Source organism: Acidovorax sp. BoFeN1 (genome assembly GCF_003345135.1).
In the GTDB taxonomy this organism is placed as follows: Bacteria; Pseudomonadota; Gammaproteobacteria; order Burkholderiales; family Burkholderiaceae_C; genus Acidovorax; species Acidovorax defluvii.
In genome coordinates this window covers 59,264-80,926 of record NZ_QOZT01000005.1, presented here as the reverse complement: position 1 = coordinate 80,926, position 21,663 = coordinate 59,264, and the positions used below count along the sequence as shown (strand labels likewise).

At 58.3% G+C, this 21,663-nt stretch carries 19 protein-coding genes; 16 read left to right on the top strand and 3 right to left on the bottom strand.

Going from position 1 to position 21,663, the window contains the following annotated elements:
- The first annotated feature begins 48 nt into the window (after positions 1-48).
- The 4 genes from DTW89_RS02250 to DTW89_RS02235 all read left to right on the top strand — a co-directional run bounded on the left by DTW89_RS02250 (position 49) and on the right by DTW89_RS02235 (position 5,363).
- Positions 49-2,193, top strand: a complete 2,145-nt coding sequence (locus DTW89_RS02250; RefSeq protein ID WP_035240912.1) for a cytochrome c biogenesis protein ResB — start codon at positions 49-51, stop codon at positions 2,191-2,193.
- An 8-nt stretch (positions 2,194-2,201) separates the two neighbouring features.
- Positions 2,202-3,536, top strand: coding sequence for a c-type cytochrome biogenesis protein CcsB (gene ccsB / locus DTW89_RS02245; protein WP_024814115.1), 1,335 nt, complete (start codon positions 2,202-2,204; stop codon positions 3,534-3,536).
- Positions 3,537-3,679: 143 nt separating this feature from the next.
- A complete protein-coding gene (gene msrP / locus DTW89_RS02240) occupies positions 3,680-4,675 on the top strand; it encodes a protein-methionine-sulfoxide reductase catalytic subunit MsrP (RefSeq protein ID WP_111864671.1) in 996 nt (331 codons plus the stop codon).
- Between the two features lie 46 nt (positions 4,676-4,721).
- Positions 4,722-5,363 (top strand): sulfite oxidase heme-binding subunit YedZ, encoded by a 642-nt coding sequence (locus DTW89_RS02235; RefSeq protein ID WP_024814117.1) that lies wholly within the window; start codon positions 4,722-4,724, stop codon positions 5,361-5,363.
- Between the two features lie 67 nt (positions 5,364-5,430).
- Here the strand turns inward: DTW89_RS02235 and DTW89_RS02230 are convergent, their stop codons facing one another.
- Together DTW89_RS02230 and lptM are read right to left on the bottom strand one after the other, a co-directional pair.
- Positions 5,431-6,258, bottom strand: a complete 828-nt coding sequence (locus DTW89_RS02230) for an MBL fold metallo-hydrolase (protein ID WP_114654732.1) — start codon at positions 6,256-6,258, stop codon at positions 5,431-5,433.
- Between the two features lie 122 nt (positions 6,259-6,380).
- Complete coding sequence (gene lptM / locus DTW89_RS02225; protein WP_081739334.1) at positions 6,381-6,590, bottom strand: LPS translocon maturation chaperone LptM; 210 nt, start codon at positions 6,588-6,590, stop codon at positions 6,381-6,383.
- Between the two features lie 12 nt (positions 6,591-6,602).
- On the opposite strand from lptM, the gene cyaY reads away from it, so the two are divergent.
- Positions 6,603-6,932 carry an iron donor protein CyaY gene (cyaY, locus tag DTW89_RS02220; RefSeq protein ID WP_024814119.1) on the top strand — a complete coding sequence of 110 codons (330 nt, stop codon included), beginning with the start codon at positions 6,603-6,605 and terminating at the stop codon, positions 6,930-6,932.
- A gap of 112 nt (positions 6,933-7,044) precedes the next feature.
- On the opposite strand, the gene DTW89_RS02215 is transcribed toward cyaY, so the two are convergent.
- Positions 7,045-9,444 (bottom strand): penicillin-binding protein 1A, encoded by a 2,400-nt coding sequence (locus DTW89_RS02215; protein ID WP_114654731.1) that lies wholly within the window; start codon positions 9,442-9,444, stop codon positions 7,045-7,047.
- Positions 9,445-9,713: 269 nt separating this feature from the next.
- Between DTW89_RS02215 and DTW89_RS02210 the strand changes: the two genes are divergently transcribed.
- From DTW89_RS02210 to DTW89_RS02160, 11 genes are all read left to right on the top strand, one after another.
- On the top strand, positions 9,714-10,793 hold the full coding sequence (locus DTW89_RS02210) for a pilus assembly protein PilM (RefSeq protein WP_114654730.1): 1,080 nt from the start codon (positions 9,714-9,716) through the stop codon (positions 10,791-10,793).
- Positions 10,790-11,410, top strand: coding sequence for a PilN domain-containing protein (locus DTW89_RS02205; protein WP_024814122.1), 621 nt, complete (start codon positions 10,790-10,792; stop codon positions 11,408-11,410). The genes DTW89_RS02210 and DTW89_RS02205 overlap by 4 nt, the downstream gene beginning before the upstream one ends.
- Before the next feature lie 2 nt (positions 11,411-11,412).
- The gene (locus tag DTW89_RS02200; protein WP_111864663.1) at positions 11,413-12,081 is read left to right on the top strand and encodes a type 4a pilus biogenesis protein PilO; all 669 of its coding nucleotides are present in this window, start codon (positions 11,413-11,415) and stop codon (positions 12,079-12,081) included.
- Positions 12,078-12,620 (top strand): pilus assembly protein PilP, encoded by a 543-nt coding sequence (locus tag DTW89_RS02195; RefSeq protein ID WP_114654729.1) that lies wholly within the window; start codon positions 12,078-12,080, stop codon positions 12,618-12,620. Before DTW89_RS02200 ends, DTW89_RS02195 begins: the two co-directional genes overlap by 4 nt.
- 20 nt (positions 12,621-12,640) lie before the next feature.
- The gene (gene pilQ / locus DTW89_RS02190) at positions 12,641-14,755 is read left to right on the top strand and encodes a type IV pilus secretin PilQ (protein WP_442858084.1); all 2,115 of its coding nucleotides are present in this window, start codon (positions 12,641-12,643) and stop codon (positions 14,753-14,755) included.
- Positions 14,756-14,763: 8 nt separating this feature from the next.
- Entirely contained in the window at positions 14,764-16,377 is a 1,614-nt protein-coding gene (locus DTW89_RS19230; protein ID WP_147277615.1) for a carboxypeptidase-like regulatory domain-containing protein, read from the top strand.
- 306 nt (positions 16,378-16,683) lie between these two features.
- Positions 16,684-17,874 (top strand): 3-dehydroquinate synthase, encoded by a 1,191-nt coding sequence (gene aroB, locus DTW89_RS02180; protein ID WP_114654726.1) that lies wholly within the window; start codon positions 16,684-16,686, stop codon positions 17,872-17,874.
- A gap of 102 nt (positions 17,875-17,976) precedes the next feature.
- Positions 17,977-19,131: a deoxyguanosinetriphosphate triphosphohydrolase gene (locus tag DTW89_RS02175; RefSeq protein ID WP_236636998.1), complete on the top strand. Its 1,155-nt coding sequence runs from the start codon at positions 17,977-17,979 to the stop codon at positions 19,129-19,131.
- A gap of 181 nt (positions 19,132-19,312) precedes the next feature.
- Complete coding sequence (locus tag DTW89_RS02170) at positions 19,313-19,936, top strand: DUF1415 domain-containing protein (protein ID WP_114654724.1); 624 nt, start codon at positions 19,313-19,315, stop codon at positions 19,934-19,936.
- Positions 19,933-20,859, top strand: a complete 927-nt coding sequence (locus tag DTW89_RS02165; protein WP_201740925.1) for a class I SAM-dependent methyltransferase — start codon at positions 19,933-19,935, stop codon at positions 20,857-20,859. Before DTW89_RS02170 ends, DTW89_RS02165 begins: the two co-directional genes overlap by 4 nt.
- 101 nt (positions 20,860-20,960) lie before the next feature.
- The gene (locus tag DTW89_RS02160) at positions 20,961-21,656 is read left to right on the top strand and encodes a transposase (protein ID WP_114654723.1); all 696 of its coding nucleotides are present in this window, start codon (positions 20,961-20,963) and stop codon (positions 21,654-21,656) included.
- Positions 21,657-21,663 lie beyond the last annotated feature (7 nt).

The following is a 21,663-nucleotide window of genomic DNA, read 5'->3' as shown; positions in this document are numbered from 1 at the left end:
TCAAGATGGCCCCGCCCTTTTTCTTTAGTGCTTGCGTTCACCTCTTTCATGTCTGACACAACCCAAGGCGTTCAAGTCCGGTCTGGCTCCCAGGCCCTGCGTGCAGGCATCGAGCTGCTGTCTTCCATGCGCTTTGCCATTTCGCTGCTGACGGTGATCTGCATCGCATCGGTCATTGGCACGGTGCTCAAGCAGCATGAACCGGCGGTGAATTATGTGAACCAGTTCGGCCCGTTCTGGGCAGAACTCTTTGCAGCCATCCAGCTCAATGCGGTTTACAGCGCATGGTGGTTCCTGCTGATCCTGGCCTTTCTGGTGGTCAGCACGTCGTTGTGCATCGCGCGCAACACGCCCAAAATCCTGGTGGATCTGAAGGTCTACAAAGAGAATATCCGCGAGCAAAGCCTTCGGTCCTTTCACCACAAGGCCGAAGGTTCGCTGGCGGAACCGGCCGAGGCCGCAGCGCGACGCATTGGCAGCACGCTGGCCAGTGGCGGCTGGAAGGTGAAACTGCAGCAGCGGGATTCGGCCAAGGGCGCGGGTCCGGGCTGGATGGTGGCGGCCAAGGCCGGGGCCGCCAACAAAATCGGCTACATCGCTGCACACAGCGCCATCGTGCTGATCTGCCTGGGCGGGCTGTTCGATGGTGACCTGATCGTGCGAGCGCAGATGCTGCTGGGCGGCAAAACACCCTACGCCGGTAGTGGCCTGATCTCCGAGGTGAAGCCAGAACACCGTCTGTCCGAGCGCAACCCCACGTTCCGGGGCAATCTGGTGGTTGCAGAGGGAACGCAATCGGGCACCGCCATCCTCAGCCAGTCCGACGGGGTGCTGTTGCAAGACCTGCCCTTTGCCATCGAACTCAAGAAATTCATTGTGGAGCATTACTCCACCGGCATGCCCAAGCTGTTTGCCAGCGAGGTCATCATTCACGACAAGGCCACTGGCGAGAAAACGCCTGCCCGCATCGAGGTGAATCACCCCGCCAGTTACAAGGGCATCGAGATTTACCAGTCGAGCTTTGACGACGGTGGCTCGCACCTCAAGCTGCGCGCCGTGCCCATGACTGCGGGCGCCAAGGCATTTGACATTGAAGGCACGGTGGGCGGATCCACCGAACTGGTCGGCAGGGGCGGTGTTACGGACGGCGAGAAGCTCACGCTCGAATTCACGGCGCTGCGCACCATCAATGTCGAGAATTTTGGTGACGTGGTGGGCGCACCGGGCTCAGGTGTCGATGTGCGCAAGGTCGATCTGCGTGAGTCGGTGGAGTCCCGCCTGGGTGCTGCCAACAAGACGGTGACCAAAAAAGAACTGCGCAATGTAGGGCCCAGCGTGAGCTACAAGCTGCGCGATGCGGCAGGACAGGCGCGCGAGTTTCACAACTACATGCTGCCCGTGGACACGGGCGACGGGGTGCCGGTGTTTTTGCTGGGGGTGCGCGAGAACCCGTCCGATCCCTTCCGTTACCTGCGCGTTCCAGCCGACGAGCAGAGCTCCATGGAAGAGTTCATGCGCCTGTACGCCGCACTCGGCGATCCGGCGGCGCGGGAGGAGGCCGTGCGCCGTTACGTAGCGCTGGCGGTAGAGCCATCGCGCCCCGAATTGGCTGCACAGCTGTCCCAATCTGCGTTGCGGGCGCTGGCGTTGTTTGCCGGAAGCAATGGGCCTGATGGCAAGACGCTCGGTGGCTTGCAGGCCATCTCTGACTTCATGGAGGCCAATGTGCCCGAAGCCGAGCGCTCGCGTGCCGGCGAAGTGCTGGTGCGCATTCTCAACGGTGCCCTGTTCGAGCTGGCCCAGCTCACGCGTGAGCGTGCAGGGCTGAAACCCATGGAGCAGAGTGACCAGACGCAGGCGTTCATGACGCAGGCGGTGCTCTCGCTGAGCGATGCGCAGATCTATCCTGCACCGCTGGCTTTTGAGCTCAAAGACTTCACCCAGGTGCAGGCCAGCGTGTTTCAGGTGGCGCGAGCCCCTGGCAAGAACATTGTCTATCTGGGTTGCGCCTTGCTGATTTTGGGCGTTTTTGCCATGCTCTATGTGCGCGAGCGCCGCGTGTGGGTGTGGGTCGCTCCGCAGGGGGACCAGTCTCACGCGCTGATGGCACTGTCCACCAATCGCAAGACCATGGACGGCGACCGGGAGTTCGTCCAGCTCGCTGAAAAACTGATCGGGGCTCGTCCCCACTGAGGCAACGCATGAACACTGCTACCACCACTATCTTGCTCAACGAGGGGTTCTTCGCCCGCCGCAACTGGTTCGACTGGCTGTTCGCTGCCATCGTGACCGTAGGTGGGCTGTATGCGCTGCAGCGCTATGGCAGCTACATGGATGTGTACGAAAAAGGCATTCTGCTGGGCGCGATTCCCTGCACCGTATGGCTGGGCTGGTTCTGGCGTCCGCTGCAGGTGTTGATGCTGGTCGTGGTGGTGCTGGCACTGGCAGCCATCGGCTTGTACCAGCAAGATGGTGCGGGCAACCTTGCGCGTGCCGAGACGGTGTTCGGGCTTAAATACTTTCTGTCCAGCCAGTCGGCCATTTTGTGGATGAGCATGCTCTTTTTCATGAGCACGGCGTTTTACTGGTTGGGCATGTTTGCGAGGGGCGAAGGCCACACCATGAGTCTGATCGGCTCGCGCCTTGCGTGGGTTGCCGTGGGCATGGCTCTCATCGGCACCCTGGTGCGCTGGTATGAAAGCTACCTGATTGGCCCCGATATCGGCCACATCCCGGTCAGCAACCTCTACGAAGTGTTCGTGATGTTCTGCTGGATGACGGCGGCGTTCTATCTGTATTACGAGCAGCAGTACGGCACGCGTGCTCTGGGTGGCTTCGTGATGCTGGTGGTGAGCGCTGCGGTGGGTTTTTTGCTGTGGTACACGGTGGTGCGCGAAGCCCACGAGATCCAGCCCCTGGTGCCCGCACTCAAAAGCTGGTGGATGAAGCTGCATGTGCCTGCCAACTTCATTGGCTACGGCACTTTTGCGCTGGCAGCCATGGTGGCCTTTGCCTACCTTATCAAGCAGCAGGCCAGTGAAACCCGCTGGTACAAACTGGCGCCCCTGTGGCTGCTGGGCGTAGTGCTGTGCTTTGAGCCCATTGTGTTCCGCCAGGGTGCCGCCGAAACCGGCGGTGGCTATTGGATGGTCTATTTCGGCATCTCCGCGCTCATCGTGGCGGGCATTTTGATGGGTCGCAAACGCATTGCTGAGCGCCTGCCGTCGTTCGAGATTCTGGATGACGTGATGTACAAGTCGATTGCCGTCGGCTTTGCGTTCTTCACCATTGCCACCGTGCTGGGGGCGCTGTGGGCGGCCGAGGCCTGGGGCGGTTACTGGAGCTGGGACCCCAAGGAAACCTGGGCGCTGATCGTGTGGCTCAACTATGCAGCGTGGCTGCACATGCGCCTCATGAAGGGGCTGCGCGGTACCGTGTCTGCCTGGTGGGCGCTGGTGGGGCTGGTGGTCACCACGTTCGCCTTTCTGGGCGTGAACATGTTTCTGAGCGGGCTGCACAGCTACGGCACGCTTTGATACCACGATGATGGCAAAGGCCATGCAGGGCATGGTCTGCAACTCTCGCGTCCTCGGTGTAACCTGATCGGTTCAGGGAACGAACTAACAGTTGTTCTGCTCTACCGCACAGCTGTTTCAACCAGAGAATGACCGGAGCCTCCATGCTGATTCCATCGCGCGATTCGGGTTTTATCCACCCGCACTCCTCCGAAATTACCCCACGTTCGGTTTACGAAGACCGCCGCCAGATGCTCAAGCTCATGGCGGGCGGTGCGGCGGGCGCCGCTCTGGCTTCCTGGGCGGGGCGTGAGGCCATGGCCCAGGTGGCGCGCCCAGGCAAACTGGCAGCGCTGGCGGGTGCCAGGTCGGCGGTGGCGGGGGCGGTCTCGATGGAGAAGCTCACCGACTACAAGGACGCGAGCACCTACAACAACTTCTACGAATTTGGCACCGACAAGGCCGATCCTGCGCGCAACGCACACACCCTCAAGACCGCCCCCTGGACCGTGGAGGTGGAAGGCCTGGTCAAGAAGCCCGGCAAATACGGCATCGAAGACCTGCTCAAGCTCGGCGCCCAGGAAGAGCGCATTTACCGCCTTCGGTGCGTGGAGGGCTGGTCCATGGTCATTCCCTGGGTGGGCTACTCGCTGGCCGAGCTCATCAAGCGCGTGGAGCCGCAGGGCAACGCCAAGTATGTGGAGTTCGTAACGCTGGCCGACAAGGCGACGATGCCCTATGTGGGCTCGCGCGTGCTCGACTGGCCGTATGTGGAGGGCCTGCGCATGGACGAGGCCATGCACCCGCTAACGCTGCTGGCCTTTGGCATGTATGGCGAAGTGCTGCCCAACCAGAACGGCGCGCCAGTGCGCCTGGTGGTGCCCTGGAAATATGGCTTCAAAAGTGCCAAGAGCATCGTCAAGATCCGTTTTGTCGAGAAAGAGCCAGGAACGGCCTGGAACAAGGCAGCCAAACAGGAATATGGGTTCTATTCCAATGTGAATCCCGAGGTGGATCACCCGCGCTGGAGCCAGGCCACCGAGCGCCGCATTGGCGAAGACGGCCTGTTTGCCAAGAAGCGCAAAACCCTGATGTTCAACGGCTACGAGGCCCAGGTGGGCCAGCTCTACGCCGGCATGGATCTCAAGAAGTTTTATTGAACACCGCCGCGGGTGACATCGGGCCAATCGTCCGGTGCGTTGTGCCATGAGAAAACTTCTGCTCCATCCGGTGGCCAAACCGGTGTTGTTTGTGTTGTGTCTGCTGCCCTTGGTGTGGCTGGTTTACGCGGCCGCCACCAACCAGCTTGGCGCCAACCCGGCAGAGGCGCTGATCCGCGCCACAGGCGACTGGACCCTGCGGGCCCTGTGCTTGGTGCTTGCGGTGACACCGCTGCGCGTCATCACCGCGAGCCCGCAACTTGCCCGTTTTCGGCGCATGTTGGGCCTGTTTGTGTTTTTTTATGCGCTGCTGCACCTGTTGAGCTACAGCGGGTTCGACATGGGCTTTGACCTTGCCGAGATAGCCCGCGACATTGCCAAGCGCCCCTTTATCCTGGTGGGGTTCCTGGCGTTTTTCCTGCTCGCCGTGTTGGCAGCCACCTCATTCCAACGTGCCATTCGGGCATTGGGAGGGCGCCGGTGGCAGGCGCTGCACCGGGCAGTGTATGGAGTGGCCGGATTGGCGATCCTGCATTTTTTCTGGATGCGCGCGGGCAAAAACGACTTTGCGGAAGTTGCGGTGTATGCTGCCATTCTGTCGGTGCTGCTGGGCTGGCGCCTGTGGCGGCGCATGGTCTCCAGGGCGGCACGGTCTTCGGGAAACGGCAAAGCCGCAAAGTCATTTTGAATGCTACTAAAATAGTAGCTGTTAGCGCTTTATGCGAAAGGGCTGGAGCCGATTTTGTCAATAACCATCAAGCGTTCACCGCGTGCAGTGCTGGCCGCATTTGTCGGCTTACCGGGTCGATGTGGGCGGTCGGGATCTGGTAGGCGCGGTCATCAAACAAGTCGATGCCGCACATGAGGTTTTCGATCCAGTCCAGAAAATCGCTGATGGCCTTTTTTCCCATGATGGGTGCGCCATGCTGGGGCACCAGCATGGCGATGTCCAGCTGGCGCGCCATGTGCACCCACAGCCGCAAGATCTTGTTGGACACCATGTAGCGGCGGTGAAAACCCTCCATGCGCGGGATATGCGCAGCCAGATCGGTGACAGGAATGCGCGCCTCTGCCCCCGACGTCATTGACACGCCCAGGTCGCCGGTGAAAAGAATGCGGCTGACCGGGTCGTAGAAATGGAAGTTGCCTTCGGAGTGCATGAAGTGCGCTGGCAGCAACACCAGTTCGTGGCGCCCCAAAGGCAGGTGGCCGCCACTGTCGGGCACGCCGATCACGCGGTTTTCTGTCTTGTCCACCTTGGTGAAATGGGGGGCAAACCGCTCCCACACCCGAGAAATCACCAGCGAAGCCTTGGTGGTGCTCATCCAGCGATCGAGTGAGGCAATGATGTCTGGATCGGCATGCGATGCAATGACATACGCCAGCTTGCTGGGCGGGAAGTGCTTGGACATCCCCATGAACAATTCATTGAAGGCGAGGTTGCCTCCGGGATCGATGATGGCGCCCGTGTCGTCATCGACGATCAGGAACTGGTTGGCCTGAACCGCCTGCCCATCCTCCTCGATGAGGTCGGTAAACATGAGGCAGGCGTGATGCTTGTCGCGATAGAGTTCCAGGGCCATGTCGATGCTGCAATGCAATAAAACATCGACTGTACGATTACCCACGTTCTTAGTGCTTGATAAGAATCAAGTTTGCGTTTGCCCTGTGCGTTTCACATACCTGAAGGCCGCCGCCTGCACAGTCACCGTGGCACGGAAGCGGGTGGTGCGGCCGTGGCGGGTGCTGCCGGTTCCGTTTTTACAGGGGACAGCGTTTCAGGCAACGTGGCGCGTTGACTGGCTTCAGGCGCCCCAGGTAGATACAAGGGGCCGCGCTGGCCGCAGCCCCACAGCACTGCCGCACTGGCAGCAAGGGCAATAGACCTGACTAGAATTTGGGAAGCTCTCAACATGCGTAAATTGTAATGACCGACCTTGAATTTCTGGACCAGGCTGAAAAACTGCTGCTTGCCGTTGAACGCAGTTGCGATCGCATCAACGATGAGGGGGCCGCCGATGTGGACAGCCAGCGCACAGGCGGCATGGTGACACTGACATTTCCCAACCGCAGTCAAATCATCATCAACTTGCAAAAACCGCTGCATGAGGTGTGGATGGCCGCAAAGTCGGGCGGATACCACTACCGGTTTGATGGCTTGGCCTGGCAAGACACCAAAGGTGCCGGCGAATTCTTTGACCGGCTGAGCCGGGATGCCGAACAGCAGTCGGGCACGCCGTTGCGATTCGTGGCCTGATTAGCGCTGGCAGGATCGGGAGCCGAGCCAGCCTTGCAGTGGCAAGACCCGGACATGTATTGCACATGCGGCGCCACTGTGAAAACACAGCAGGACCGCATCTTGCAAAGAATCAGTTGCGAAACAGGTCGAGTATGCGACCGCGTTCTTCGGGTGGCGGTGGCGCCTGCGGTGCCACGGTCGATGAAGGGGTGGGCCGATTTTCCAGGCCTACGTTTGCAACGCCCGCGTTGCGCGAATATTCCTCATAGAACCACTCACCACCAACATTCACCACCCCTGGCGGCACAGTGGCCTCCATGACTGGCACGCCCTTGAGGGCCCGTTCCATGAAGTTGATCCATACCGGTAAGCTCAGTCCGCCCCCGGTTTCACGGCTGCCCAGGTTGCGCGGCTTGTCATAGCCGATCCACGTCACGGCCGCCAAGGTGGGCTGATAGCCTGCAAACCAGGCGTCCACGGAGTCGTTCGTGGTGCCCGTCTTGCCATGCAGATCCGTCCGCTTGAGAGTGGCTTGCGCCCGTGCAGCAGTCCCCGAGCGCGTGACCTCCTGCAACAGGTTGTTCATGACAAATGCATTTCTTGCATCAATGGCGCGAGGCAGATCGCTGATGTCAGGGGGCGGGTTCTCCGAGATCACCCGACCCTTGTGGTCGGTCACGCGTGTAATCAACCAAGGGTTGACGCGGTAGCCACCATTGGCAAACACCGAGAAGGCAGATGCCATTTGCAAGGGCGTAACAGAACCCGCACCCAATGCCATGGTCAGATAGGCGGGGTGCTTTTCAGCCTCGAACCCGAAACGGGTGACCCACTCCTGCGCCGTTTTGGGCCCTACCGCCTGCAGGATGCGAATGGAGACCATGTTCTTGGACTTTGCAAGCCCCGTTCGCATGGTCATGGGGCCGTCGTATCTTCCGTCGTAATTTTTGGGCTCCCAGGGTTGACTGCCAGTGACGCCTGCGTCAAAAAACAGCGGAGCGTCGTTGACAACGGTGGCCGGGGTAAAGCCCTTTTCCAGCGCGGCGGAATAGATGAAGGGCTTGAAACTGGAACCCGGCTGGCGCCATGCTTGGGCTGCATGGTTGAACTTGTTCTTGTCAAAATCAAAACCGCCCACCAGCGCCTTGATGGCTCCGTTGCGTGGATCGACAGCCACCAAAGCACCCTCGACCTCGGGGAGTTGGGTGATTTCCCAGGCGTTTTTGGGCGTCTTGGCCACGCGAATCACGGCGCCGCGGCGAATCTTGATGTTGGGGGCTGCCTTGTCGCTCAGACCCGACTGCGCAGGCTTGAGTCCGTCGCCCGTGATTTCGAGGGTATCGCCATTGGCGCGCGCCGCCACGATCTTGCGTGACGTGGCCTCCAGCACCACCGCAGCCAGAATATCGCCATTGTCCGGATGGTTGGCCAGTGCTTCGTCAATCGCGTCTTCCACCTCTTCTGCTGCAGTCGGCAGACTCACGAATTGTTCGGGGCCGCGGTAATGTTGGCGCCGTTCGTAATCCATGATGCCGCGCCTCAAAGCGGCATAAGCAGCCTCCTGGTTGCCTGCGTTCAGGGTGGTGTATACGTTCAAGCCGCGGGTGTATGCCTCATTGCCGTACTGGCTGAAGATCAGTTGGCGCACCATCTCGGCAACGTATTCAGCATGAACGCGGGTGTTGTCATATCCTGATCGTATGGTGATTTTTTCCTGTTTGGCTTCAGCGGCTTCGTCGGCGGTGATGTAGCCGATTTCTTGCATCCGCTCAATGATGTAAAGTTGGCGCGACCGGGCGCGCTTGGGGTTGCTGATGGGGTTGTAAGCCGAGGGGGCCTTAGGCAGACCAGCCAGCATCGCTGCTTCCGCGATGGAAACCGACTTGAGTGGCTTGCCAAAATAGGCCTCGGAGGCGGCTGCAAAACCATACGCCCGGTTGCCCAAGTAAATCTGATTCATATAAATCTCGAGAATTTGGTCTTTTGTGAGCAAATGTTCGAGTTTGAATGTCAGTAAGATTTCGTAAATTTTCCGGGTAAATGTTTTCTCGGAAGATAAATAAACATTGCGCGCCACTTGCATTGTGATAGTCGAGGCACCCTGGCTTTTGACGCGGCCCAGATTGGCAAGGACTGCGCGCATCATTCCCTTGTAATCGACGCCACCGTGCTGGAAGAACCGTGCATCTTCAATGGCCAGCACTGCGTCTTTCACCACGGTGGGGATCTCGCCTATGGGCGTCAGGTTGCGCCTTTCCTCGCCGAACTCTCCCAGCAAAGCACCTTCCGACGAGTAGATCCGCAGAGGAAGCTTGGGTCGGTAGTCTGCAAGGTCTGATACGTCGGGAAGATTGGGGTAGGCCATGGAGAGCGCCACGCCAACGGTCAGCAGCAATGCGATTCCTCCTGCCAACCCGAGCCCACCGATCCATAAAAAAGCACGAAAAATCCAGCGGAACCAGCCGGGGCGTCGACCAGTTGCCGAAGCGTCTGGCTTTTGAGGTTGTTTGGGGGAGTTGGGGGGCGCCATATCGCTCCGAATGGAAAAGAGCACCCATTATAAAAACGGCGGCGACTGATGCAGTTGTAGGGGGTGCGCCCTCAATCTTATCGGCCAGCCAGGACGGCCGACGAATGCATCAATGGCAGTGTCGCGAAGCAACGAGCCGTCTGCTTTTGGCAACGTTTGAAAGATTGTGCGTGCCTGAAAACCTTTGCTGGTGAAGTACCTTACTGATAGCATTCATGTGAAATGTTAAGTTTTGTTGCGTCATTTTGGCAAGTTACAGGAGACCAATCTTGATCTCTACGGGGTCCTTTTTTAGTCGCCAGTCTGCTCCGCTGCTGGGGATCGACATCAGTTCTTCCAGCGTCAAACTGGTGGAGTTAGGTCATGACAAGGCGGGTGGTCTGGTGCTGGAGCGCTGCGCGATCGAGCCGCTGGAGCGCGGATGGATCACAGACGGTAACATCGAGAAATTCGATGAGGTCGCCGAAGCGTTGCGCAGGCTGGTCAAGAAGAGCGGTACTCGTACCAAGAACGTTGCCTTGGCCTTACCACCGTCCGCCGTGATCACCAAAAAGATCACGTTGCCGGGGGGGATGACGGAGCAGGAACTCGAGGTGCAAGTCGAGTCGGAGGCCAATCAATACATTCCATTTTCGCTGGATGAGGTCAGTCTGGACTTCTGTGTGATTGGGCCTAGCAAAAATGCGCCAGGCGACGTGGATGTGCTGATTGCTGCTTCACGGCGTGAAAAGGTGCAAGACCGTCAAGGTCTCGCCGAGGCAGCCGGTCTCAAGCCCGTCGTTGTCGACATCGAGTCACACGCATCACGGCTGGCTGCAGGGCGCTTGATCGAAGCATTACCCAATAAAGGGGTGGATGCCTTGGTCGCTCTGTTTGAGGTCGGCGCGCTCACCACGAGCATGCAGGTCATTCGAAATGAAGAAGTCTTGTACGACCGAGACCAAGCTTTCGGCGGTGCGCAGCTGACGCAACTCATCGTGCGGCAATACGGCTTTTCCATCGAAGAGGCGGAGAGCAAAAAACGCAATGGTGACCTTCCTGAAGACTACCAAGCGTCCGTACTGCGCCCGTTTGTCGAAAACATGGCGCAAGAAATTGGCCGTGCGTTGCAATTTTTCTTCACCAGCACCCCCCACAACCGGGTCGACCACATCATGCTCGCCGGCGGGTCGGCGCCGCTCCCCGGGTTGACGGAAGCCGTCACACAGCAAACCGGATTTGCTTGCAGTGCGGTCAATCCTTTTGATGGCATGGAAATTGGAAGTTCCGTGCGGCTGAAAAAAATGGTGCGTGAAGCCCCTTCGTATTTGACTTCATGCGGTTTGGCAATGCGGAGGTTTTTGCAGTGATATTGATTAATCTGCTCCCGCACCGGGAGGCTGCGCGTAAACGCAGGCGTGAGGCGTTTCAGGCAACGATGTTCGCGTCGTTATTGTTGGGCCTTGCTATCGCTGGATCCATCTATTGGTGGTTTCAGGTGATGATCACGGACCAACAAGGCAAAAACAGCTTTCTTCAGAGTGAAATCAAGGTTCTCGAAAATCAGATTAAGGAAATTGCGTCCATTGAAGAAGAAATTGCTTCCTTGCGCGCTCGCCAGAAGGCTGTTGAGGACCTGCAATCTGACCGCAATTTGCCGGTGCACTTGCTGAACGAACTCGTCAAGCAATTGCCCGATGGCGTTTACATCACCAGCATGAAGCAAGCCGGGCAGACCATCACCATGCAAGGTATGGCCCAGTCCAACGAGCGTGTTTCTGAGATGTTGCGCAATCTCACCAACAACACCCCTTGGTTTTCCAAGCCGGAGTTGGTGGAAATCGTCGCCAGCAATGTGGCCTTGACTCCGCGCGATCAGCGTCGTGTGGGCGCTTTCAATTTGAGATTTCAGCTTGTACGGGCAAGTGAGGCTCAAAAGACCATGGACGCCGCCAGCTCGAATGTTGCTGCTCCGGCTGGAAAGTAACTATGGCAAAAACACAATCTCCGAAAATTGATTTCGCTGCGTTACAAAGCAATCTGCAACGACAGTTTAAAAATCTCGACACCAAGGATCCATCGCTTTGGCCTGTCTTGCCGAAAGTTCTGCTCTGTGCATTTATCGCAATTGGCGTAGCCGTAGCTCTCTGGTTTGTCAAGCTGACGGATTACCAGGCAGAGCTCGAACTTGAGCGTGGTAAAGAAGTTGTTCTCCGTGAGGATTATACGAAGAAGCTCGTGAAGGCGGTGAGTCTTGAGGCGCTCAAGAAGCAGCGCGAGCAGATTCAGCAATATGTTATTCAATTGGAAAAGCAATTGCCCAGCAAAGCAGAAATGGCTGCCTTGTTGTCTGATATCAACCAAGCCGGCTTGGGTCGGAGTTTGCAATTCGATTTGTTTCGTCCTGGCCAAATCGTTGTAAGAGATTATTATGCTGAGCTTCCGATCGCTGTTCGGGTAACTGGCAAATACCATGACATTGGTTCATTTGCGTCAGATGTTGCACATTTGTCTCGCATCGTGACGCTGAACAATATCTCGATTGCTCCTGGTGGAAAGGAGTCCGGAACGTTGTCTATGGACGCTACCGCGAGAACTTTCCGTTACCTGGATCCTGAAGAAATTCAGGCGCAAAAGAATGCCGGAGGCAAGAAATGATGTGGGTCGGTCGTCTGGTTTTGATTGGTTGTATTGGGTTTTTGTCCGGTTGCGGCCCCACGGGAGAAGATGAGCTGCGCCAATGGATGGCCGATCAACGTGCCACAACCAAACCACGCATCACTCCTCTTACTGAGCCCAAGCAGTTTCAGCCGCAAGCGTATACCGTCGAAAATGGAATCGAACCGTTCAATCAAATCAAGCTGACACAAGCTCTGAGACGTGATTCTGTCCAGATTGCATCCAATGCCTCGTTGATTGCTCCGGAAATGGCGCGCAGAAAAGAACCTTTAGAGGCCTTTCCGCTGGATGCCATGACAATGGTTGGCAGTCTCAACAAGACAGGAACACCCACCGCCCTTCTCAAGGTTGACAATCTGTTGTATCAGGTTCGGTTCGGCAATTACCTGGGTCAGAATTATGGAAAAATTACCAAAATCTCTGAAACGGCGGTTGAGTTGCGCGAAATAGTGCAAGACGCCACTGGAGATTGGATAGAGCGCACCGCATCGCTTGACCTGCAGGAGGGTAAGAAATGATAACGAAAAATATCTGGATTATGAACCACTACAGAAATGCCGTATGTGCAATAGTGGCAACGTTGGCTGCAACGGCTGCCATGGCACAAAGCGCCATTGAGGCGGTCACTGGCACGATGCAGGGTGGTGCAGAAGTTGTTCGTGTTGAGCTATCTCAGCCACTCGCTGCCGTTCCCACCGGCTTCGCAATTCAATCGCCAGCGCGCATCGCGCTGGATTTTCCCGGGACCACCAACTCAATGGGGCGGTCTGTCGTCGATGTGAATCAGGGGAATCTGAAGTCCATCAACATCGTGCAAGCCGGTGACCGGTCTCGGTTGGTTTTGAACCTTAAGCAGGCAACGTCTTACCAGGCAGAGGTGCAAGGCAAGACACTTATCATTTCTTTGGTGCCTGTGACGACCTCCATGGCGGCTTCGCAGCAGTCTTCTGCTGTGGTGTTTGCAGAGGGTGCGAACAGCGATACGCTTCCTTTGAAGGACGTTGATTTTCGCAGGGGCGCTGACGGCTCGGGGCGCATTATTGTCGGGCTTGCGAACAACCAGGTTGGTGTTGACTTGCGCCGGCAAGGCAAAGGTTTGACCATTGATTTTCTTCGTTCGTCTTTGCCGGAAGGTCTGCGCCGTCGTCTCGACGTGACGGACTTTGGCACGCCCGTTCAAATAGTGACCACGTCCCAACAGGGTGAACGGGTGCGTATGGTGATAGAGCCCGTTGGGGACTGGGATCACAGCGCCTATCAAAGCGATAATCAATTTGTCGTAGAAATCCGCCAGAAGAAGGTGGATTTGAGCAAGTTGACCCAAGGGCCGGGATACAGCGGAGAAAAGCTGTCGCTCAATTTTCAAAATATTGAAGTGAGGTCGCTGCTGCAAGTGATTGCAGATTTCACCAATTTCAATATCGTGACTTCTGACACGGTGACGGGTGCGCTGACACTTCGGTTGAAAGATGTTCCTTGGGATCAAGCCCTGCAGATCATCATGGACGCCAAGGGCTTGGGCATGCGCAAATCCGGAAGCGTGCTGTGGATTGCACCCAAGGATGAAATTGATGCGCGTACCAAGAAGGACTTCGAGGCTGCGTTGGCCATTCAGAAGTTGGAGCCCCTCAAAACACAAGCTTTCCAGCTCAACTACGCCAAAGCGGCGGACATGATTACCCAGCTTACTAATAGTTCGAGTAGCGGTGGCGGCGTTTCAACAAGATTTTTGACGGAGCGGGGGAGCGCTATTTCTGAGCCTCGTACGAATCAGCTCTTTGTGACAGACACGCCCAGCAAGCTTGAAGAAGTGCGCCAATTGCTGTCAACGCTTGATGTTGCCGTGCGCCAGGTTTTGATCGAGGCCCGTATTGTGGAGGCACGTGACACGTTTGGTCGCTCGTTAGGGGTGAGGCTGGGTGGTACGGACTTGCGTGCCAACCGTGGTGGCGATGGCGGCTATGGGATTGGTGGAAACAATCGTGTGGCATTTGGTACCAGTTACAGCAATGCGGTTGCCTCCAGTGGCGCGGGCGGGACCACAAACACCGATGGCAATTTTGTCAACCTGCCTGCCAGCCTTTCGAATGTCAGCAGTGTGGGGAGTTTTGCCCTCTCCATATTCAACTCTGCTGCCAACAGATTCCTGACGCTGGAGCTCTCCGCCATGGAGGCTGATGGCAAGGGCAAGATCGTGTCGAGCCCGCGCATCATCACTGCCGACCAGACTAAAGCCTTGATCGAGCAGGGCACGGAATATCCCTATTCGGTGACCGCGCCCAATGGCGCAACCACCCTGGCTTTCAAAAAGGCCGTGTTGAAGCTGGAAGTGACCCCACAGATCACACCCGAGGGAAGCATCATTCTCGACCTGGACATCAACAAGGACAGCCGGGGCGAAACCACCACGCAGGGTGTAGCTATCGACACCAAGCACATCAAGACCCAAATCCTGATAGAAAACGGTGGAACCGTGGTGATTGGCGGCATTTTCGAAATGGAAGACACCAATCAGGAAAACAAGATTCCCGTGCTGGGTGATGTGCCGGTGGTGGGCAATTTGTTCAAGAGCCGGACAAAAGAGTCTTCGAAACGTGAAATGTTGGTTTTTATTACGCCGAAGGTCATTACTGACCGTGGTCCAGTGCGATAAATAAATTTATGATTGGTAAAAAAATGCGAAAACTTTTCAGAATATTGACTGTGCCATTGGTGGCTGTGTTGGTGGCTTGTGGTGGTGGGGGAGGGAATTCAGGGACGCCACCTAACGGACAGCCTGCAACGGTAAGTGTCGCGAACATCGTTTATCAGCTGAATAAAAATGCATTGACCAACTCGGGCTCGGATGAGGCCACGTTAACGGTCACTGCTCTGGATGCCAATAACAATCCGGTGGCAAATGCCGCTTTGGCAGTTTCGGTTAGTTCTGGTGTTTATACGCCAGAAGTGGCTGTTTCCGACGCCACAGGTAAAGCTTCCGGGAAAATTTCTATTGGAGGCAGCAAGGCCAATAGGGATATTACGGCGACCATAAAGATGGGAGATAAGACTGCGACAGCAGTGATTCCTGTCACTGGCAGTAAAGTGGCTTTGTCTTTGGTCCCTGCAGTACCGGTTCCTGGCGGCCCGGCTACGTTGTCCATCAAAGTAACTGACGTTAATGGGTCTGGTATCGCACAGGTCCCCGTCAAGTTGGGTGGCACACTGGGTTTCACACAAAGTGTGGCTACCGATAGCGATGGCAATGTCACCGTTCAATTGCCGGCTGCCCCTGTTTCTGCGGGTACATACACCATTGTGGCGACTGCTTCGGGTGTGACTGCCCAGACGCCAGACGTGCAGGTATTGCTGCCTGGAGGAACTGGTATTCCTAATGCAACGGGAGTGATTAGCGCAGCCAGCTTGGCTATTACTCCGAACACCATTGCGCCCAATACGGCGGGCTCCAGCACGAATCGGGCGGGCTTGAGGGCGGTGTTTCAAAACGCGACCAACCAAGCTATTGCGAATGTTCGCGCCCGTTTCGAGATTGTTCCGCCGGGGCTGGGCAGTGGTGAAGTGATTTCAACGGGTGCTGCCACAGTCTATAGCGATTCCACCGGTCAAGCGTTTTCTGAATATGTTGCTGGTACGCGGTCCAGTCCCACAGATGGAGTTCAGGTTCGAGTGTGTTATGGCCTGACTGACGCGGAGATCGCGAATGGCGCTTGTCCAAATTTCAGAATTGCAACCATGACGGTTGCCAGTCAGCCACTTTCAATCACCTTGGGTGATAACAACGAGCTGGTGAAAGGCGCGAACAATCTCACCTACATCAAGAAGTTTGATATTGCAGTGGCGGATGCAGCTGGCAATGCGGTGCCCAATGCGCAAATCTCTGCGAGTGTTGATCTGCGTTCCTATGGAAAAGGGCTATATGCCAGTCCACGCACTTGGTGCCGGAATGAAGACTTGAATCGGAACGGATTTCTGGACGCAGATGAAATCCTCGCCGGTGACGGCGATGGCGAAATTTCACCGCGCAAAGCGGATGTGGTTTTGTCTTTTATCGGTGATAAAACAACCGGCACGAATGGTCGCGCCACCATACAGGTGGAGTACCCTATGAATGTTGCGACTTGGCTTCAATATGCGGTGAAAGTGACTACCAGTGTGGCAGGTTCTGAGGGGGTGGTGGAAAAGACCTATACAACAGGTTTTGTCGAGGGCGATGACAAAAACGGTTCGTTCTTGACGCCTGCTTATGGCGTGAATGACTGCTTCACGCCTGATTGAACTCCATCTTTGGGGCGAAACAGATCGGTGTCGTGAATATCGGTCTGTTTTGTTCTGACAGAGCCACTATCGCGTGGAATCTGAATTTTTGTTTTGCGGCGGCTTTTTTACTCTGTCAGGGGTGATTTAGATCATCTTCCGTTCGGAATCGGTCTCGGCTATTTGTGGGGGAAATTGGGGTGACGGACTCCGTTGCCCAACTTGTTTGCTTCTCAGGGTCTCAGTCGCAAAAAAGGCATCGGATACTCCCTTGCGCGAACTGTGAGCAGCCGGCGTACCGTGCGGCTGCCCTAAACTAGGCCCACCATGTCCACTGTAATTACCTCACCGAACTCTGCTTTGCAGCGCGATGGTGGTGCATCTGCATCGTCCACTTCGTCGATTTCATTGCCCGCCAGCGTCGTGCAAACCGTCGCCATCAACCTGGCCGACCGCAGCTACCCCATCACCATCGCCCCTGGCCTGCTGGCCACCCCCGCCACCTACGCCGCGCTGCCCAAGGCGACCGCTGCCCTCATCGTCACCAACACCACAGTGGCGCCGCTGTATGCCGATGCCCTGCGCTCGGCGCTCGCACCCAAGTACGCCCAGGTCCACACCGTAGTCCTGCCCGACGGCGAGGAGCACAAAAACTGGCAAACCCTGAACCTGATCTTCGACGCCCTGCTGCAGCACGGCTGCGACCGCAAGACCGTGCTGTTTGCCCTGGGCGGCGGGGTGGTGGGCGACATGACGGGCTTCGCCGCTGCCAGCTACATGCGCGGTGTGCCGTTTGTGCAGGTGCCGACCACACTATTGGCGCAGGTGGATTCGTCGGTGGGAGGCAAGACGGCCATCAACCACCCGCTGGGCAAGAACATGATTGGTGCGTTCTACCAGCCGCAACTGGTGGTGTGTGACCTGTCCACGCTCGATACGTTGCCTGTGCGTGAGCTCAGCGCCGGGCTGGCCGAGGTCATCAAATACGGGCCGATTGCCGACATGGACTTCATGGGCTGGCTGGAAGAGCACATGGATGCGCTTTTGGCGCGCGACCGCACGGCGCTGGCGCATGCGGTGCGGCGCAGCTGCGAGATCAAGGCCTGGGTGGTGGGGCAGGACGAGCGCGAGGCCGGGCTGCGCGCCATTCTGAATTTTGGCCATACCTTTGGCCACGCCATCGAGGCGGGCATGGGCTATGGCGCGTGGCTGCATGGCGAGGGCGTGGGCGCCGGCATGGTGATGGCGGCCGAGCTGTCGCGGCGCTTGGGTTTGGTTGACGACGCGTTTGCAGCGCGCTTGAAAACGCTGGTGCAACGCGCCGGGCTGCCCCTGCGTGGGCCGGTGCTGGATGCTGCCGACAATGCCGGCCGCTATTTGGAGCTGATGCGCGTGGACAAGAAGGCGGAGGCGGGCGAAATCCGCTTTGTGCTGATCGACGGGCCGGGCCGGGCCTGCGTGCGCGCCGCACCCGACGCACTGGTGCGCGAGGTGATTGACGCCTGCTGCGCCGGGTGATGGGCAATCACCGGGTGTGTGACGCGTCGAGTGCTATCGAAGATATAGCTGTAGGTGCTTGCTGCTAAAGCGCTAGAGGGCAATTTGACTCAAAACTCATCCTTGGCTTGCTATGCCTGCGACCCCGCGCTGTCGCGCGGGCGCCGCTACCCCGAGCCCGCCGCGCCCACGCGCACCGACTACCAGCGCGACCGCGACCGCATCGTGCACTCGTCGGCGTTCCGTCGGCTGGTTTACAAAACCCAGGTGTTTTTGAACCACGAAGGGGATCTGTTTCGCACGCGGCTCACGCATTCGCTGGAGGTGGCGCAACTGGGGCGTTCGATTGCCCGGTCGTTGCGCATCAACGAAGACCTGGTGGAGGCGATCTCTCTGGCCCATGACCTCGGCCACACCCCTTTCGGGCACGCCGGGCAGGATGCGCTGAACGGGTGCATGCAGGCCCATGGCGGGTTCGAACACAACCTGCAGAGTCTGCGGGTGGTGGACCACCTCGAAGAGCGCTACCCCGATTACGACGGCATCAACCTGACCTTCGAAACGCGGGAGGGCGTGCTCAAACATTGCTCGCAGGCAAACGCGCAGCGGCTGGAGCTGAATGAACCTGGAGGCGTGGGGGGGCGATTTTTGCGCAAGGAGCAGCCCAGCCTGGAGGCGCAGCTGTGCAATCTGGCGGACGAAATCGCCTACAACGCGCATGACATTGATGACGGCGTGCGCTCGGGCCTGATCACGCTGGCGCAACTGGCCGATGTTCCTCTGTTTGACCACTACCGCCGTGTGGCGCAGGCCGAGCATCCGCATCTGGTGGGCGCGGCGATGGAGCGGCGCCTGCTGTATGAAGCCATCCGGCGCATGCTCAGTGCACAGGTCTATGACGTGATCGAGGCCACCAGCGCCGCGTTGGCCAGTGCCGCGCCCCGCAGTGTGGCCGACGTGCGTTTGGCCGCAACGCTGGTGGGCTTCAGCGCCCCCATGCGGGCCCAGTCATCGGAGCTCAAGCGGTTTCTTTTCAAGAACCTTTACCGCCACCCGCAGGTGGTAGAGACTACCGGGCGCGCCCAGCGCGTGGTAACCGAGCTGTTTGCTGCGTATGTGGCCGAGCCGCGCGAAATGAAGCCCCGTTTCACCCGCCAGGCACTGGAAGGCGAGCCCTCGGCACGCGCCCGGGCGGTGGCAGATTTCATCGCCGGAATGACGGACCGCTTCGCGGGGCGCGAACACGAGCGATTGACCGGCCTGCGTCTGCTGGGTTGATGCCATCACCAAATCACCGGTGCTGCTGTTGATATGCCTTGCCGTGGGTCAGCACTGCCTGCGGCGTCGCCACGGGCATCGCTGAATTGCAAATGGAATCAGCCGCTGCGAGCGGCTCGCCGTGGTGGCTGCGGTTCGGTAAACTTCACCCCTTTTTTGTTGTCTTCTGAATCGATTTGCCATGAACGCTGCCGCCCCTTCGCCGCCCCTCGCGCCTTCTGAACGGGCGGACCTCATCACGAAGGACATGGTGCGCTGGCTGGAGCGGGCCGTGATCGGGCTGAACCTGTGCCCGTTTGCCAAGGGCGTGCACGCCAAGGGACAGATTCACTATGTGGTGAGCGCTGCCACCGATGCCGAGGCACTGGCGCAAGACCTGCGGCGCGAGCTGGCCGATCTGGCCGCAGCGCCTGCAGAGGTGCGCGACACCACCTTGCTGATGGCACCTGACTGCCTGCAGGATTTTCTGGAGTTCAACGATTTCCTTGGCGTGGCCGAAGACGTTCTGGAGGAGCTGGACCTGGACGGCACCCTGCAGATTGCCAGCTTTCATCCGCAGTTCCAGTTTGCGGGCACCGGTGCGGGTGATGTCACCAACTGCACCAATCGCGCGCCATATCCCACCTTGCACCTCCTGCGCGAAGACAGTATTGACCGGGCAGTGCAGGCCTACCCCGAGGCCGAAGCCATCTACCAGCGCAACATGGAGGTGCTGGAGAAGCTGGGTATGCCAGGCTGGCAGGCGATGGACGTGGGCGTGAGCACGGCGGCAAGCACGCCTGAACTGCCGAAGGACCCGGCATGAAAGCCGCGGACCACAAGGCGGTAACCAAAGCGGCTACCAAGGTGCCTTCCAAAAACCCGCCGGCAGCCAGCGCAGAGTTGTCCGAGCTGCGCCCGGGGCAGTCCGTTGAGTTGTTGAAAGAGCTGCATATCCTCACGCGCGAAGGGCGGCTGAACCAGGATTCACGCCGCAAGCTCAAGCAGGTGTACCACCTGTTCAATTTCATCGAGCCTTTGCTGCAGGAAATGTCGGCCGACGGGCACAGCCCCACGCTGGCCGACCATGGCGCGGGCAAGTCGTATCTGGGCTTTATCCTGTACGACCTGTATTTCAAGGCGCTGGGACGCGGTCATATCTATGGCATTGAAACGCGCGCCGAGCTGGTCGAAAAATCGCGTGCACTGGCCCAGCAACTCGGCTTTGGGCGTATGTCGTTCTTGAATCTGTCGGTGGCTGAATCCACCGATGCGGCCGAGCTGCCCGAGCGCATTGATGTGGTGACCGCGCTGCATGCCTGCGACACCGCCACCGACGATGCCATTGCCTTCGGCCTGCAAAAGCAGGCACGCGCCATGGTCATCGTGCCCTGCTGCCAGGCCGAAGTGGCCGCTTGCCTGCGCCAGGGCAAGGCGCTGCAACTGGCGCGCACACCCTTGGCCGAGCTGTGGCGCCACCCGCTGCACACCCGCGAAGTGGGCAGCCAGGTAACGAACGTGTTGCGGTGCCTGCACCTGGAGGCCAGCGGTTACCAGGTCACAGTGACCGAGCTGGTGGGTTGGGAGCACAGCATGAAAAACGAGCTGATCATCGCCCGCTACACCGGCCAGAAAAAGCGCAGCGCCCAAGAGCGACTGCGCGCCATCTTGCGCGAGTTCGGGCTCGAGCAGGCTTTGGGAGCGCGTTTCGGGCTGTCGGCAGACGCCGCCGTGTCGCCGCAGGAATAGGGTCCGGGCAAACACTCCTCAGGGGCAATACGTGGCCAACTCAATAATTGGGGTCAGAGCTCAATTAAAATTGCCCGTGTTTCCTTGTTCAGGACATCGCCATGGCCCGCCTGCCCCGTCTCACGCTTCCCGGCTACCCGCACCACATCATTCAGCGCGGCAACAACCGCCAGATGATCTTTGCGGACACCCAGGATTTCGCCACCATGATGGCGCTTTTGGCCGAAAACGCACATAAGTTTGCGGTTGCGGTCCATGCCTATGTGCTGATGGACAACCACTTTCACCTGCTCGCCACACCGGCCACGGCCGAGGCGTTGCCTTTGATGATGCAGGCGGTGGGGCGCAGTTATGTGCGCTATTTCAACCAGCGCCACGGCCGCAGTGGCACGCTGTGGGAGGGGCGCTACCGCTCCACGCTGATCGAGACCGAGCGCTACTTGCTCGCCTGCATGGTGTACATCGATCTGAACCCGGTGCGTGCCGGCATGGTGGCGCAGCCGGGGGCCTGGCAGTGGTCCAGCCACGCCCATTACCTGGGCCAGCGCATCGACAAACTCGTGACCCCGCATGCGTTGTATTGGGCGCTGGGCAACACGCCGTTTGCACGCGAGGCCGCCTATGCAGGGCTGGTGCAGGCGGGCGTTGGCAGTGGCGACCAGGCGGCATTGACCGATGCGGCATTGACCGGCTGGGCGCTGGGCGACGCAGAGTTTGTGGCGGAGTTGCAAAAAAAATCTCCACGCCGTGTCGCCAAGGCCAAGGCGGGGCGGCCAGCTATCACGCCAAAGAATTGAGTTCAAA